15 protein-coding genes and 1 pseudogene are annotated in these 14,358 nt (G+C 72.5%); 3 read left to right on the plus strand and 13 right to left on the minus strand.

Translation table 11 applies throughout. The features are described 5' to 3' along the window. Positions 1-2 precede the first annotated feature (2 nt). From WBK31_RS39150 to WBK31_RS39160, 3 genes are all read right to left on the minus strand, one after another. The gene (locus WBK31_RS39150; RefSeq protein ID WP_406674036.1) at positions 3-1,253 is read right to left on the minus strand and encodes a cytochrome ubiquinol oxidase subunit I; all 1,251 of its coding nucleotides are present in this window, start codon (positions 1,251-1,253) and stop codon (positions 3-5) included. A gap of 97 nt (positions 1,254-1,350) precedes the next feature. Further along, positions 1,351-2,019, minus strand: coding sequence for a response regulator transcription factor (locus tag WBK31_RS39155; protein WP_364068186.1), 669 nt, complete (start codon positions 2,017-2,019; stop codon positions 1,351-1,353). Between the two features lie 90 nt (positions 2,020-2,109). Beyond that, entirely contained in the window at positions 2,110-3,237 is a 1,128-nt protein-coding gene (locus WBK31_RS39160; protein ID WP_378785444.1) for a sensor histidine kinase, read from the minus strand. A 68-nt stretch (positions 3,238-3,305) separates the two neighbouring features. Here WBK31_RS39160 and WBK31_RS39165 point away from each other — a divergent pair, with 68 nt between their 5' ends. After that, positions 3,306-3,530: a hypothetical protein gene (locus tag WBK31_RS39165; protein ID WP_364068182.1), complete on the plus strand. Its 225-nt coding sequence runs from the start codon at positions 3,306-3,308 to the stop codon at positions 3,528-3,530. A gap of 90 nt (positions 3,531-3,620) precedes the next feature. Here WBK31_RS39165 and WBK31_RS39170 read toward each other — a convergent pair whose 3' ends face one another. Continuing rightward, the gene (locus WBK31_RS39170) at positions 3,621-4,586 is read right to left on the minus strand and encodes a fatty acid desaturase family protein (protein WP_378790150.1); all 966 of its coding nucleotides are present in this window, start codon (positions 4,584-4,586) and stop codon (positions 3,621-3,623) included. Between the two features lie 261 nt (positions 4,587-4,847). On the opposite strand from WBK31_RS39170, the gene WBK31_RS39175 reads away from it, so the two are divergent. After that, positions 4,848-6,173 carry an FAD-dependent monooxygenase gene (locus WBK31_RS39175; protein WP_364068179.1) on the plus strand — a complete coding sequence of 442 codons (1,326 nt, stop codon included), beginning with the start codon at positions 4,848-4,850 and terminating at the stop codon, positions 6,171-6,173. 1,893 nt (positions 6,174-8,066) lie between these two features. Here the strand turns inward: WBK31_RS39175 and WBK31_RS39180 are convergent. The 9 genes and pseudogenes from WBK31_RS39180 to WBK31_RS39220 all read right to left on the minus strand — a co-directional run bounded on the left by WBK31_RS39180 (position 8,067) and on the right by WBK31_RS39220 (position 13,884). Beyond that, positions 8,067-9,170: a BTAD domain-containing putative transcriptional regulator gene (locus WBK31_RS39180; RefSeq protein WP_406674037.1), complete on the minus strand. Its 1,104-nt coding sequence runs from the start codon at positions 9,168-9,170 to the stop codon at positions 8,067-8,069. A gap of 75 nt (positions 9,171-9,245) precedes the next feature. Continuing rightward, on the minus strand, positions 9,246-9,620 hold the full coding sequence (locus tag WBK31_RS39185) for a 3-oxoacyl-[acyl-carrier-protein] synthase III C-terminal domain-containing protein (RefSeq protein WP_406674038.1): 375 nt from the start codon (positions 9,618-9,620) through the stop codon (positions 9,246-9,248). Positions 9,621-9,679: 59 nt separating this feature from the next. After that, positions 9,680-9,811 (minus strand): annotated as a pseudogene (locus WBK31_RS39190) (3-oxoacyl-ACP synthase); the annotation flags it as partial. A gap of 289 nt (positions 9,812-10,100) precedes the next feature. Then, a complete protein-coding gene (locus tag WBK31_RS39195) occupies positions 10,101-10,319 on the minus strand; it encodes a hypothetical protein (RefSeq protein WP_364068173.1) in 219 nt (72 codons plus the stop codon). Positions 10,320-10,356: 37 nt separating this feature from the next. After that, positions 10,357-10,707, minus strand: a complete 351-nt coding sequence (locus WBK31_RS39200; RefSeq protein WP_364068171.1) for a nuclear transport factor 2 family protein — start codon at positions 10,705-10,707, stop codon at positions 10,357-10,359. 4 nt (positions 10,708-10,711) lie between these two features. Beyond that, complete coding sequence (locus WBK31_RS39205) at positions 10,712-11,029, minus strand: DUF3140 domain-containing protein (RefSeq protein ID WP_364068169.1); 318 nt, start codon at positions 11,027-11,029, stop codon at positions 10,712-10,714. Positions 11,030-11,425: 396 nt separating this feature from the next. Further along, positions 11,426-12,433 (minus strand): LacI family DNA-binding transcriptional regulator, encoded by a 1,008-nt coding sequence (locus tag WBK31_RS39210; RefSeq protein ID WP_364068167.1) that lies wholly within the window; start codon positions 12,431-12,433, stop codon positions 11,426-11,428. 17 nt (positions 12,434-12,450) lie between these two features. Next, a complete protein-coding gene (locus WBK31_RS39215; protein WP_406674039.1) occupies positions 12,451-12,720 on the minus strand; it encodes a sulfurtransferase TusA family protein in 270 nt (89 codons plus the stop codon). A 306-nt stretch (positions 12,721-13,026) separates the two neighbouring features. Beyond that, positions 13,027-13,884, minus strand: coding sequence for a substrate-binding domain-containing protein (locus tag WBK31_RS39220; RefSeq protein WP_378785440.1), 858 nt, complete (start codon positions 13,882-13,884; stop codon positions 13,027-13,029). Here WBK31_RS39220 and WBK31_RS39225 point away from each other — a divergent pair. Beyond that, complete coding sequence (locus tag WBK31_RS39225; protein WP_378785438.1) at positions 13,879-14,313, plus strand: Ig-like domain-containing protein; 435 nt, start codon at positions 13,879-13,881, stop codon at positions 14,311-14,313. The genes WBK31_RS39220 and WBK31_RS39225 overlap by 6 nt on opposite strands. The last annotated feature ends 45 nt before the right edge of the window (positions 14,314-14,358 follow it).

Below are 14,358 nucleotides of genomic sequence, written 5' to 3' on the forward strand. Positions count from 1 at the left end.
TGTCAGAACGAAGGGACGGGGACAGGCGCCTCGATCGGCCGGTCGCCCAGCGCCACCGCGCCGAGCCCGCGCCGCGCGTACCGGGCGAGCAGCCAGGTGTTGACCGCGATCAGCGCCGCGAAGACGGTGGTGAAGGCCAGCAGGGAGAGCGTCGCCTGTGCCTTCGTGACCGGCGACATGGCCTCCGACGTGCGCAGCAGCCCGTACACCACCCAGGGCTGGCGGCCCATCTCGCGGAACACCCAGCCGCCCAGCGTGGCCACGAACGGAACCGGGATCATCAGCGTCAGCACCCAGTGCCACGGCCGGAACCGGTACACGGCGGGCTTGGCGAACATGAGCAGGAAGCTCGGCACGCCCACTATCATCATCAGCAGCCAGAGCATGATCATCACGATGCCGCCGGTCCGCACCCAGCCCACGTCGGGCAGGTAGTCGCCGGGCCCGAACCTGGCGGCGAACTCCGCCTGCACCTCGGCCAGCTTGCTCGCCGAGCCGGACCAGGCGGCCGCCTTCGCGGGCTGCAGGGTCCCGAACGAGATACCGCCGAACGCCGCGTTCAGGAAGGTCGTCGGCAGCGCCACGCCGACGCCGATGCGCAGCGACTTGCGGAACACCTCGTGTTCGGGCGTACGGCGGCGCAGATGGTACGCGCTCACCCCCGCCATGAAGAAGCCGCCCACGATCAGCCCGCCGACCAGCACGTGCCAGAACGCCGCCTGCGCCGCCGGGTTCGCCACCATCGCGCCGAAGTCGGTCAGCCGCAGCCGCCCGTTCTCCACCACGTGGCCCACCGGGTTCTGCAGGAAGCCGTTGGCCACCAGGATCCAGAACGCCGACGCGTACGCGGTGAGCGTCACCACCCAGATGAGTGCCAGGTGCGCCCACCGGTTCAGCTTGTTCCAGCCGAAGATCCACAGCCCCAGGAACGTCGACTCGACGAAGAACGCCACCAGCGTCTCGATCGCCAGCGCCGAGCCGAACACGTCACCCGCGTAGTTCGTCAGCCCGCTCCACGACAGCCCGAGCTGGAACTCCATCACCAGGCCGGTGACGATGCCCATCGCGTAGTTGATGATGTAGAGCTGGCCCCAGAACCGCGTCATCCGCAGGTGCACGTCGTTCCGTGAGAGCGTCGCCGCCGTCTGGACGACCGCCAGCAGCGTCGCCAGGCCGAGCGTCAGCGCCACGAACAGGAAGTGTGCGCCCGCGGTAAGCGCGAACTGCAAGCGGGCGAGGTCAACGGTGTCCATGCTGACGAGCTTGCGTGCACGGTTTCGCCTGCCGCGTCAGCCTCGGGCGGTCACCCGGCGTACTTCCCGGAATGACAGCCGCCCGCCGGCGTACTCCTCAGGGAGTAAGCCAGCCCGGGGTGATCATGCCGGCCTCGTACGCGATGACCACGAGCTGCGCCCTGTCCCGCACGCCGAGCTTGGTCATGATGCGGCTGACGTGCGTCTTCGCCGTGGCGGGGCTGAGCACGAGCCGGGTCGCGATCTCGTCGTTGGACAGGCCGCCGGCCACCAGCGTCATGACCTCGCGCTCGCGTTCGGTGAGCGCGTTGAGCTCAGGGCCCGGCTCCGGGCGCTTGACCCGGCCGGCGAACTCGGCGATCAGGCGCCGCGTGATCGACGGCGCGATGAGCGCGTCGCCCCTCGCCACCACCCGGACGGCGTGGATCAGCTCGGCGGGCTCGGTGTCCTTGACCAGGAAGCCGCTCGCGCCCGCGCGCAGCGCCCCGTAGACGTAGTCGTCCAGGTCGAACGTGGTCAGGATGATCACCTTGACGTCGCCGAGCGCCGGGTCGCCCGCGATGCGGCGGGTTGCCTCAAGGCCGTCGAGCTCGGGCATGCGGATGTCCATGAGCACCACGTCGGGGCGGTGCTCGCGGGCTCCGGCGATCGCCGCCTCGCCGGTGGCGGCCTCGGCCACCACCTCGATGTCGTCTTCGTCGCTGAGTATGGACCTGAACCCGGCGCGGACCAGGGTCTGGTCGTCGGCGAGCAGTACGCGGATCATCGGCTCTCGTTCATGGGTGGGGCTTACGGGTGGATCGTGGGTTCACCGGCAGGGCGGGTCATGAGGCGGCGGGGTGGCCGATGGGTTCTTTCATGAGCTCGCCGGAGGACTCAGGGGGAGGCGGGCGGTGACGCGGAAGCCGCCCTCGGGGCGGGGACCGGCCTCGAGCGAGCCGCCGAGGGCGATGGCGCGCTCGCGCATGCCCTGGATGCCGTAGCCGCTGCCCTCCTCGTACATGCTGCCCGGACCATCATCTTCCACGCAAATGATGATATTTCCGGACGTGTTGCTGATGGTGAGCGTCGCCTGGTCGGTGCCCGCGTGGCGGGACACGTTCGTCAGCGCCTCCCTGATGATGCGGACGGCGGCCAGATCGACCTCGGCGGGCAGCGCGTCCAGCGGGCCCGACGTCTCCGTACGGACCTGCAGCCCCGACGCCGCCACCAGCTCGTCCAGCCGCGCGAGCCCGGCGGCGGGACCGGTCGGCGCATCCTCGTCCACCTGGCGCAGCACGCCCAGCGTGCTGCGCAGCTCGCGCAGCGTCTCCTTGCTCGTCTCCTTGATCGTGCGCAGCGCCGCCTCGGCGTCCTCCGGCCGCTTCTTCAGGCCGTGCAGCGCCGCCGCGGCCTGAACGTTGATCATGGAGATGTTGTGGCCGATCACGTCGTGCAGCTCTCTGGCGATGCGCAGCCGCTCCTCGCCGGCCCGCCGCCTGGCCTCCTCCTCCTTCGTACGCAGCGCGTCGAGCGCGTGCCGGCGTGCCTCCTCCAGGTACGCGCGCCGGTTGCGGGTGACGCCGCCGAACGCGATCGCGGCCAGCACCCAGCCCGCGATCATCACGAACAAGCTGTCGTCCATGTGCCGGACGCCGCCGGCCTCGCCGCACCCCATGGCGAGCAGTGACGCGCCGCCCGTCGTCACGGCGGCGGCCAGATGCCCCTGGTCGGCGGCGGTGTAGAGGGCGACGAAGACCAGCACGACGAGCGGCCCGTCGAGCCCCGCGAACGGGTAGTAGACGGCGGCGCAGACCGACACCACGATCAGCGCCGCGACCGGGTGCCGCCGCCGCGCCAGCAGCGCGCCGCAGGCGATGAGCGGCAGCACGAAGTCGAGCGCGTTGAGCCGGGCGGGGCGCAGCGCGTAGGTGATGACGAGGCCGGCGAGCACGGCGGCGCAGGTCGCGAGCGACACGATCGTGCTGGTGGAGGGCCTCGGCATGGCTACCATTGTGGACGTTGCGCTCGACATCCGGTAATCGGACGGCCGCTGCTGGGTAGTGCCCGTTCATGAGCATCAAGGACGAACTGGAGCAGGTCGAGGCGGATCTGGCCCGGCTACGCGCCGAGAACCAGGAGATCCGCGACCAGATCCGGGACATCGGCGCGACCGATCAGGTGGAGATCGCGTCGATGATCAGCCAGGCGGACGAGCAGGCCGAGCTGATCTCCGAGCTGGAACGCCGCCGCGACGGGCTGCTGCAGCGGCTGAAGCAGGAGGAGGGCGCGCGCTGACCACGCCCTCCATCCCGCGTACGGCCTGAGCCGACGGCCGCGCCTTGGGCGGTACGCCTCAGCCGACCGCCGCGCCATGGGTGGTAGGCGTCAGCCGACGGCCGCGCCTTGGGCGGGAGGCCGCCGCAGCACCGCGCCCACCTCGTGCAGGTGCCCGAGGGCCTGCCCGTACGACGCGAACAGCCCGGTCTGCAGGTACGGGACGCCGATCTCGGCGCAGTACCGCTCGACGATGGGCTGCGCCTTGCGCAGGTTGGGCGCCGGCATGTTGGGGAACAGGTGGTGCTCGATCTGGTAGTTGAGCTGGCCGAGCGCGATGTCGATGAACAGCCCGCCGCGCACGTTCCGTGACGTCAGCACCTGCTTGCGGAGGAAGTCCAGCTTGTCCTCCTTGGTGAGCATGGGCATGCCCTTGTGGTTGGGCGCGAACGTGGAGCCCAGGTAGAGCCCGAACACCCCCTGGTGGACGAGCAGGAAGAGCACCGCCTTGCCGGGGGAGAGCACGGCGAAGACCGCACCGACGTAGATGACGAAGTGCACGATGAGCAGGGCGAGTTCCAGCTTGCGGCGCTTGGCGGCGGGGTTCATCAGCGCTCTGAAGCTGGCGACGTGCAGGTGCCAGGCTTCGAGGGTGAGCAGCGGGAAGAACCAGAAAGCCTGATATTTCGCGATAAAACGAGGCAATCCCGAGCTGCGCGCCACCTGATCCCGCGACCACACGATCACCGCGGGGGAGACATCCGGGTCGTGGTCCTCGTGGTTGGGGTTGGCGTGGTGGCGGTTGTGCTTGGTGTTCCACCAGCCCCAGCCGAGGCCGATGCAGAGGTTGCCGACGATCAGCCCGGCGATGTCGCTCGGGCGGCGGGTTCTGAAGACCTGGCGGTGGCCGAGGTCGTGCGCGATGAAGCCGAACTGCCCGAAGACCACGGCCAGCGCGGCGGCGACGAGGAGTTGCAGCCAGGAGTCGCCCAGCCAGGCGAACAGCGCCCAGCAACCGGCGTAGACGACGGCGGCGATGCTCATCCGCACGGCGTAGTAGACGGGACGCCGGTCCAGCAGGCCGGCCTCCGCGATGCGTTGGGCGAGTCGGGCGTAGTCACTGCCTCGCGTGTCGATCGTGCCGGTATTGGCCACAGGTCTCCTTACCTCTTACCTCGCGGTGGGATCTGCCCTAACCATGGCGCATCCCGCAGCAAACTGAAAGGACGCCACGTACTCCATGATCAGGTCATCGTGTGACGTCCGCTGTCATCTCCGGCACCGGTCCGGCAGGACGCTGACAGCGATCCGGCAGCGGGCTCGGGCACCGTCACGGGCATGACGCACGTACTGATCGTCGGCTCCGGGCCGGCCGGACTGACCCTCGCCATCGAACTCGCCCGCAGGGGCGTGGACCTGCGCATCGTCGAACGCTCGCCGCGACCGCCCGGCGGCGTGCGCGGCAAGGGCCTGCAACCCCGCACACTTGAGGTCTTCGACGACCTCGGCGTGATCGACGAGATCCTCGCCACCGGCGCCGTCTACCCCGGGCTGCGCAGCTACATCGGGGACGAGGTGGTGTGGGAAGGCCGGATGGACGAGCTGCGCGAGCCCTCGCCCGGCGTGCCCTACCCCAACGTGATCATGCAGCCGCAGTGGCGCACCGAGCGCATCCTGCGCGACCGGCTCGCCGAGCTGGGACACCGCGTGGAGTACGGGGCCGAGGTGACCGGCGTCGAGCAGGACGCAGAAGGCGTGACCGCCACCCTCGCCACCGGCGAGCGCGTGCGCAGCGCCTACCTGGTGGGGGCCGACGGCGGGCGCAGCACCGTACGCAAGGCGGCCGGCATCGGGTTCACCGGCGTGACCCACGAGAGCGAGCGCATGCTGCTGGCCGACGTCAAGGCCCGTGGCGTCGACCGCGAGCACTGGCACCTGTGGGGGTCGCTGCAGAGCCGGTCACTGCACTTCTCGCTGTGCCCGCTGCCCGGCACCGACATCTTCCAGCTCGTGGCGCCCTACCCCGGCCACGACGACCTGGCCGCGCTCGTCGCCGAGCACGCGCCCCACGTACGGATCGAGGAGATCGTGTGGCGCTCGGAGTACCGGGTCAACATCCGGCTCGCCGAGCGGTTCAGGGCCGGCCGGATCTTCCTCGCCGGCGACGCCGCCCACGTGCACACGCCGGCGGGCGGTCAAGGGCTCAACACCGGCGTGCAGGACGCGTACAACCTGGGGTGGAAGCTGGCCATCGGGTCGGAGGCGCTGCTGGAGACGTACGAGGACGAGCGCAAGGCGGTCGCCGAGCACGTGCTCGGCCTGAGCACCCGGCTCTACCGCGAGGGCGACCACAGGCGCGGCGACGACACCAACCAGCTCGACCTCGCCTACCTCGGCAGCGCGCTGTCGGTGGGCGAGCGCGGGGGCGAGCGGCTCGGGGCTTACTTCGCCGAGCAGCGCGGCACCGGCTTCCTGCTACTCGCCGACCGGGCTCCCGGCTTTGCGTCCACCGCGGAGATCGTGCTGCCGCCGCTCGACGGGCAGCGCGGCGTCATCCTCGTCAGGCCCGACGGCTACATCGGCTATCACGGGGACGAGAGCGGGCTGAGCGCGTACCTCTCGGGGTTCGGGATCGCCGCGCCCCTGTCCAGCGCGGCCCGGTAGGCGGCGGCGCCGAGCGCCTGCTCGCAGCGGGCGGCCAGGGCGTTGACGTGGGGATCGGCCGACTCGGTGATGCCGCGCAGCGCCCGCGCCGCCCCCAGCAGCTCGGCCGCGAGCCCCGGCGGCACGTGCTCGGCCACCCCCTCGAGCACGGCGGCCCTGATCGTACGGTCGGAGCAGCCCTCCATCAGGTGGAGCGCCTGGCGCAGCGGCTCCTCGGGGTCGGGGCAGACGCGGGCGTACTCGACCGCCATCAGCGCCCGGAACTGCGCGGACTCCTGGACGCCGAGCGCCCGCGCCCGCTCGAGCAGCTCGCGGGCCGTCTCCCGGTCGCCGGTCCTGCGGGCCAGCTCGGCGCGGGCGTGCAGCACCCGCGCCACCACGGCGTCGTCCTTCGAGCGCACGGCGGCCGCCCACGCGCGTTCCAGCGCCCGCGCCGCACCCGCGTGGTCGCCCGCGCGCGCCTTGAGCTGCCCGAGCCGGATCAGGAACGTCATCGGGCCGAGCGGCGTCTCCAGCATCGCCAGCTCGGCCGCCGGCCGCTCAGGCTCCTCGGTCAGCGCGACCGCCGCCGCGAAGTCGCCGCGGTTCTCCGCCGCCAGCGACAGGAAGTAGTACGTGGCCCACTGGCCCCACCGGTCGCCGGTCCGCCTGAACCCGGCCAGTGCCGGCTCCAGCAGGTCCTCCGCGCCCGTCACCGCGCCGTACTCGAACCGCACCGCCCCCGCGAGCAGCATCGCCGCCGACCGGGTCCACAGGTCGGGGTGGGTGCGCAGCCGGGCCAGGCCCTTCTCGGCCAGCTCCACCACCTCGCCGCGCGGGCCGTTCGCGCCGCCCACGGCCCACGCGGCCAGCGCCGCGGGGTGGTCGGACTCGCGTACGACGTCGCTCACCGGGCCGCCCGTCATCGCCACGCACAACCCGTGCTCCAGCTCCCTGCCGGGCGGCGGCACGTCGCCGACCCTGGCCAGCACCGCGCGAGCCTGCTCGACCAGCTCGCGATGCCGGCCGCGGACGATCCACGGCCAGAAGCGCAACGCGATCAGCCCCAGCGGGTCGTCGGTGTGGCGCAGCGCCGCGTCCAGGTTGCCGCGCTCGGCGTCCAGCACCGCCAGCCACTCAAGCTGCTCGCCCGTCCGCAGGTACGCGTCCGCCGTCGTGGCCAGCTCCGTGTAGTAGCGGGCGTGGGCGCGGCGCAGCTCGGGCAGGTCGGCGGCGGCGTACTGCCTGATCGTCTCCAGCATCGTGTAGCGGTCGCCCTGGAGCGCGATGAGCGACTTGTCCACCAGTGAGGAGAGCAGGTCCAGGTCGCCGCCGCAGACCGCCGCGATCGCCTCGTACGTGGCGCCGCCCGCGAACACCGTCAGCCCGCGCAGCAGCTCACGCTCCGGCTCCGACAGCAGGTTCCAGCTCCAGTCGATGACCGCGCGCAGCGTGCGGTGCCGGGGCTCCGACGTGCGGCCGCCGCGGAACGCCAGCCGGTCGCCGAGCTGCCGCATCAGCACCGGCACCGGCATCGTCCGCAGGCGGGCGGCGGCCAGCTCGATCGCCAGCGGGATGCCGTCGAGCTCGCGGCAGATCCGCTCCGCGTCCTTCGCCGTCACCGTAGCGTCCGGCCTGGCCGCCGCCGCCCGGTCCAGGAACAGCTCCACCGCCGGGCCCGGCGGCAGTGGCCGTACGTGGTGCAGGCTCTCGCCGGGGACGTCCAGCGGCTCCCTGCTGGTGGCGAGTATGCGCAGTCCGGTCGCCTCCGACAGCAGCCACTGGGCGACCCTGGCGGCGTCGTCGATGACGTGCTCGCAGTTGTCCAGTATGAGCAGCGCCGGTCCTGGGGCGGCGCGCAGCGTCGCCACGGGGTCGGCCGTCCTGAGCACCTGCTCGACGGCCGCCCGCACATCACCGGCCGCCGCCAGCTCCACCATCCAGACCCGCTCGGGCACGAACGACGACGCTCTTTCCCCCGCACCGGACTCCGCGCGGCCGCTGCTCACCGAGGCGGCCTGCTGGAGAGGCGGAGTCATCCGGGCGGCGGGGGAGACGGAAGGACCGATCATCGCCGAGGCGGTCTCGATGGCGAGGCGGGTCTTGCCCGCGCCACCCGGGCCGACGAGCGTGACCAGGCGGGCGGTGCCGAGCAGCCGGCCGACCCTGGCGATGTCCTCCGACCGCCCCACGAACCTCGTCAGCCGGGCCTGGCAGATTGCTCCCGGGCGGCTCTGGGCCACGGCCGGGCGACGGCTCCTGGTCCTGGAGCGCCGCCAGGTGCGCCTCGCGCAGCTCCGGCCCCGGGTCCACGCCGAGCTCCTCGGCCAGCGCGTTCCTGATCCGTTCGAACGCCGCCAGCGCCTCGGCCCGCCGCCCCACCGCCGTCAGCGCCCGGACGAGCAGCGCGTGGAACGGCTCACGCAGCGGATGCGCCGCCACCAGCTCCTCCAGCTCGGCCACCAGCTCCTCAGGCCCGGGAGCGACAGGCGGGGCCGCGGCGGGGCCGGTGGCGACGGGCGGCGAGGAGGTCGAGCGGGCGGCACTCGAAGAGACGGTGCGGGATGCGGCGAGGTCGAGGTCGGCGGCGATGCGGGCGGCCAGGGCCGTCAGGCGCAGCTCCTCAAGCCGGGCGGCCGGACCCGTGGCGAAGGGCAGTGCGGCCGCGTCGGCGAGGGGCGCGCCCCGCCAGAGCGCCAGCGCCCGCCGTACGTCGCCCTGCCGGACGAGCCGTTCGAACGCCCACGCGTCCACCTCGTCGGGCGCCACGTCGAGCAGGTAACCGGCGGGATGCGAGGCGATGAGCCCCGGCGCCTCCCTGCGGGCCCTGGACACCAGCGACTGCAGCGCCGCCGGCGGATGCGCGGGCGGGTCGCCGGGCCACAGGTCGTCGATGAGCCGCTCGGCGGTGACCACCCGGCCGGGGTCGAGCGCGAGCCGGACCAGCAGCGCGCGTACGCGGGCGCCGCCGACCTCGCTGCCCGCCACCCGCAGCGGCCCCAGTATCCCGACCCGCATCGCCCCTCCACGCCCGCGTGCCGCAGTCCACAGTACGCATCGAGCCGCATCACGGGCAGCGGACCACCATCCCGGCTACGACAGATTGCCGCCGAACCCGAACAGCAGCATCGGCGCCCCCTTGGCCACCTTCCCCTCCTCCAGCAGCTTCGACAGCGCGAGCGGCACGCTGGTGGCCGAGGTGTTGCCCGACTCCACGACGTCCTTGGCGACGACGGCGTTGACCGCGCCGAGCCGGGCGGCGACGGGTTTGATGATGCGCAGGTTCGCCTGGTGCAGCACGACCGCCGCCAGCTCCTCGGGACGGACGCCGCCGCGCTCACATGCCTGCCTGGCGATCTCGGGCAGCCGGGTGGTGGCCCACCGGTAGACGGTCTGACCGTCCTGGGAGAAGCGGATGGGGGTGCCCTCGATGCGTACGGCGGTGCCGAGCTCGGGCGCGGACCCCACACGACGGGCCCGATCTCCGGCTCATCGGCCGCCTCGACGACGGCCGCGCCGGCCCCGTCGCCGGTCAGCACGCAGGTGGTGCGGTCGGTCCAGTCGGTCACGGCGGTCATCATGTCGGCGCCGACGACCAGGGCGCGGGGGGCGGCGCCCGCCCTGATGGCGTGGTCGGCCTGGGCGAGCGCGCCCGCCAAGCCTTCACCGCCTGCCTCGGCACCCCGAACGGCAAGACGGCAGGAGCCACCCCCTGACCGGTCAGGGGCGTGTGAAGGCCGGCGCGCCGCATCTTGATCGCGCGAGGCGGGTCTCGGGGACTCGGGGGAGAGGCGCGCCGGCCGGAAACGGCCGCCCCCTGCTGAGCCGGGGTGAGCATGCCGGGACCCGCGCTCCGGTCGGGCGGGGCGCGTCGCTCAGGCGGGCAGCGCGACGGCGATCGACGGCACGCTGGGTGGCGCCACCGGCGCGGTCAGTGCCGGTATCTCGTCACGCGTCGGCGGTGGCGAGGCGGTCGAACAGGGCCAGGGCGGCCTCGCGGACTTCGGCCGGGGTCACCCCGTCGAGGGTCTTTCTCGCCGAGTCGATGTCGCGCGTCGTGGCCAGGGTGATGGCCACGGACGTGGCGGCGGCGCGGTCGATCGATCCCGTCGGGGCGGCGTCTGCGAGTTCCTGGGCGCTGGCGGCGAGGTCGAGGTTGTCTCTCAACGGATCTCCTCGGGTGAAAACGGCTCGGCCCATTGCATCACTTGAGGTCGTGCCGCATCCACCATTCGGTGAATTCCCGGCACCGCCCGTCGGGTGCGAACCGGATCACCCATAGATTGCTGAACGTTTTGTCCGGATATGTCGTGACTCCCTGGATAATGCTCACGTCATCGGTGACGCAAACCGGATGCCACTGGAAGTCCGTCTCGCCCGGCTTGTCCTGGCGGGCCAGCCACTGCGAGATGATCTCCTCGCGCCCCTGCCAGGGCCTGCTGTACGGCTCCGGGTAGTACACCGCGCCCTCGGTGAACAGGGCGGCGATGTCGTCAGGGTCGTTGGAGTTCCAGGCTCGGACGTACCCCTCGATCCAGGGACGCGGGTCGATCATGCGGTCATCCTCTCAGCGGGTCGTGCCCCACCGTCATCAGCTCCCTTCTGGACTCGTCGTCCGTACGGTCGCCGACGGTCTCGACAAGCTCCACCACCCGGCGCATCACGTCGAGGTCGGTGCCGGTGAGGTCGCCCTTGCGCTTGGCCAGGACATGCAGCACGCCCCGGCCCAGCTCGTCGATGCCCAGGTCGGGGTCGGCGGGGGAGCCTTCCTCGCCGGATGCGTCGGCGAGCAGGAAGACGCGCAGCTCCTCGGAGTTCATGTTGACGGTCCGGTGGAACTGCTCCCACAGCATGTCGGTGTCGAAGGCATCGGTCATACGGGGCCGCCTACCCGGCCGACCTGGCCTTACGCGCCTTCTGCCGCCGCCCGCGACCCTGCGCGAAACCGCCTGCGCCCCTGCGCGCATCGCCTGCGTCTCTGCGCGAACCGTCCGCGTCCCTTCGCGCACCGACTGCGACCCTGCGCGGAACGCCTGCGACCCTGCGCGAAAGGTTACGATTAGCTCCCTTTCAGGTCACGTTCGGGTACAGAGGTACTCAGCAGGTCTCTCGCGCACTCGTTCTGTACGGAGCCGTCTCCGCGCGGGGGACGCGGAGGCGGCCCTGAAGGAAACGCCGCGAAGGAGGGGACGGCACGTGCCGCGAGAGCGGGGAGAGGCGGTCTGCCAGCCGCCCCGCCCATCGCCCGCGGCACGTGCCGCGCAGGGACTCCGTCAGGCGGCGGGGCCGGTGCTGCCACGCGGGGTGAGGCTGGCGGCCTGGTCTTCGTACGGGGGCACGCTCTCGCCCGCGATCAAGGCGAGCAGGCGCTGTGCCGCGTGCGCGCCGTACGCGGGGATGTCGCGGGTGAGAGCGGTCAACGGCGGGCGTACGACCCGGGCCAGCGGCGAGTCGTCCCATGCCACGATGGACAGGTCGCGCGGCACCTCCACCCGCATCTCCTGCGCCACCGACAGCCCGGCGACGGCCATGATGTCGTTGTCGTACACGATGGCGGTGGGCCGGTCGGGCGAGCTGAGCAGCCGCCTGGTGGCGCGCGCCCCCTCCTCGCCGGTGTAGTCGGTGTGCACGATGACGTGCTGTGCCACGCCCTCGCACGCCTGCACGAACGCCTGGTCGCGCACCGCCGTGTGCACCAGCTCGGGCAGCCCGGCCACCCTGGCGATGCGGCGGTGGCCGAGCGCCACCAGGTAGCCGACGGTCTCGCGTACGGCCTGGCCGTCGTCGGACCAGATGGCCGACAGCGAGCCCGACTCCGACGGGTGCCCGATGACCACGACGGGCATGCCGAGGCGTTCGAGCTCGGCCACGCGGGAGTCGGAGTAGTGCAGGTCGACGAGGAAGACGCCGTCGATGCGGCTCTCGCCCCACCAGGTGCGGTAGACCTCGATCTCCTGCTGGTGGCTGGTGACGACCTGCAGCAGCAGGGCGTACGAGCGGTCGGCGAGCACGCCCTCGATGCCGCTGATCAGCTCCATGAAGAACGGCTCGACGCCGAGGACGCGCGCGGGCCGGCAGAGCGCGAGCCCCACGCAGTTGGCCCGCGCGCCGTTGAGTGCGCGGGCCGCGCTGTTGGGCCGCCAGCCGATCTCCTCGGCGATGGCGACGATCCTGGCCCGCGTCGCCTCCGACACCCCGGGCTGACCGTTGAGCGCGTAGGAGACCGCTACTTTGGAGACCCCCGCCCGGCTGGCGATGTCGGCGATCGTGGGACGTTTCACGGACTGATATTAACCGCTTAAGCCGCGTGCCAGGGCTTGGTGTCCTGCGTCTCCTTGGCGCTCGCGGCCACGCGCAGCGCGTACGTCGGGCGTTCCGCCCCCTCGACGGGCCCGAGGTAGGTGTGCCCGGTCAGATGGCACCACGCGGGAAGGTCCACGGAGGCGGCGGGATCGGTGGCGATGAGGTGGATCACCGCGCCGGGGCCGGCCTTGCGCACGTGGCCGCGCAACTCGATGAGCAACTGCACGCACAGCTTGTCGCCGCCGTCCACCACGAGATCAGGCATGGGTATAGGAAACCACCCCGGAGATCGTGCGTCCGCACCGCCCTCACGAACCGCCCGCCCGCCGGTGGCCGGGCGTGCGGTCCAGGGGAAGGGGCGGGCGGTGCGCCCGACGCGGGTCTCCGGGGTGGCGGCCGATCGCGAGCCGCTGCGGAGGCAGGGCCGCGCCGGCTCCGGGGTGGCGGGACCGCGCCGGCTCCGGGGTGGCGGGACCGCGCCGGCTCCGGGGTGGCGGGACCGCGCCGGCTCCGGGGTGGCGGGACCGCGGCTCTCGGGCCAAGGCGGGCATGGGCCCGCGCCCACGGCCGGTCAGGAGATGCCGGGTGGGGCCGTGCTGTCGCGGATGACGAGCTGGCAGGGCAGCGCGTGCACGCCGGGCGTCGCCTTGCCGTCGATGGCCGCGAACAGGTGCTGGGCCGCCGTCCTGCCGAGCACCTCCAGGTTCATGTCCACGGTGGTCAGCGCGGGCCTGGTCTCGGTGGAGAGCACCTCCCAGTTGTCGTAGCCGACGACCGCGATGTCGTCGGGCACCCGGCGGCCCCGCTCCCGGGCGGCTTCGACGAACCCGGCGGCGATCTGGTCGCTGACGCAGAACACCGCGTCGATCTCCGGCTCGGCCATGAGCAGCATCTCGGCGGCGTGCCGCCCCCACCGCTGCGACCACACGCCGGACAGGGTGCCGCCCGCCTGCTCGACGCCCGCCGCGGCGAGGGCCCTGCGCAGGCCCTCCTCGCGGTCGCGGGCCGCCTTGTAGTGCATGGGGCCGGTGATGTGGGCGATGCGGCGGCGGCCGAGCGCCAGCAGGTGGTTGACGGCCATCTCGGCGGCGCCCACGTCGTCGGGGACGAACGAGACGTCGTCGGGGTCCTCGGAAGGGCCGTAGGCGTACACGACGGGGACCGGCAGGTCCTTGCTGATCGACGGCCGCGGGTTGGTGCTCTCGCCCACGACGATCAGCCCGTCGACGCGCCGCGACAGCAGCGCGCGGATGTGGTGCTGCTCCCTGATGGCGTCGCCGCGCGCGTCGCACAGCAGCACCGCCATCTCTCCTGCCCCGAACGCGTCCTCCGCGCCCAGCAGCACCGGGATGCCGAACCGGCCGACGCTGTCGGAGGTGAGCAGCCCCACCGTCCCCGTCTGCCCGGACAGCAGGTGCGGCCCGTGCACGTGCCCACCCTCGTGGGCGTGCTGCCGAAGCTGCCGGACACCGTCGAGACCGTCTACGCCGACGGCGCGCGCAGCCGGGCCCCGGTCACCTGGCAGCAGGTGACGCCCGACCAGGTCGAGACCGGCGGCACCGGCTTCACCGTCGCCGGGCTCGCCGAGGGCGTGCGCGAGCCCGCCCAGGCCACCGTGTACGTGCGCGCCACCGACGCGGTGACCATCACCTCGATCGCCGAGGAGGCCGTCACGACCAGGGCGGGGGTCGCGCCGGTGCTGCCGAAGACGGTCGTGGCGACGTACAACGACGGCTCCAAGGACAGCTCGGTGGCCGTCACCTGGGAGGCCGTCGATCCCGAGCGGTACGCCGAGCCGGGCACGTTCACCGTGACGGGCAGGTGGCGGGCACGACCATCGCCGCCAAGGCCACCGTGACGGCCCGCTGACGCCTGTCCCGGCCCCGGAACCCTCCGCCGGGGC

Source organism: Nonomuraea sp. N2-4H, assembly GCF_045291505.1.
GTDB lineage: Bacteria > Actinomycetota > Actinomycetes > Streptosporangiales > Streptosporangiaceae > Nonomuraea > Nonomuraea fastidiosa.

Coding starts and splice junctions, on each gene's coding strand:
- WBK31_RS39160 (WP_378785444.1), bottom strand. CDS start 3,237: ATGCCGAGGCCCTCCACCAGCACGATCGTGTCGCTCGCGACCTGCGCC.
- WBK31_RS39215 (WP_406674039.1), bottom strand. CDS start 12,720: ATGCCTGATCTCGTGGTGGACGGCGGCGACAAGCTGTGCGTGCAGTTG.
- WBK31_RS39175 (WP_364068179.1), top strand. CDS start 4,848: ATGACGCACGTACTGATCGTCGGCTCCGGGCCGGCCGGACTGACCCTC.
- WBK31_RS39165 (WP_364068182.1), top strand. CDS start 3,306: ATGAGCATCAAGGACGAACTGGAGCAGGTCGAGGCGGATCTGGCCCGG.
- WBK31_RS39200 (WP_364068171.1), bottom strand. CDS start 10,707: ATGATCGACCCGCGTCCCTGGATCGAGGGGTACGTCCGAGCCTGGAAC.
- WBK31_RS39155 (WP_364068186.1), bottom strand. CDS start 2,019: ATGATCCGCGTACTGCTCGCCGACGACCAGACCCTGGTCCGCGCCGGG.
- WBK31_RS39150 (WP_406674036.1), bottom strand. CDS start 1,253: ATGGACACCGTTGACCTCGCCCGCTTGCAGTTCGCGCTTACCGCGGGC.
- WBK31_RS39205 (WP_364068169.1), bottom strand. CDS start 11,029: ATGACCGATGCCTTCGACACCGACATGCTGTGGGAGCAGTTCCACCGG.
- WBK31_RS39180 (WP_406674037.1), bottom strand. CDS start 9,170: ATGCGGGTCGGGATACTGGGGCCGCTGCGGGTGGCGGGCAGCGAGGTC.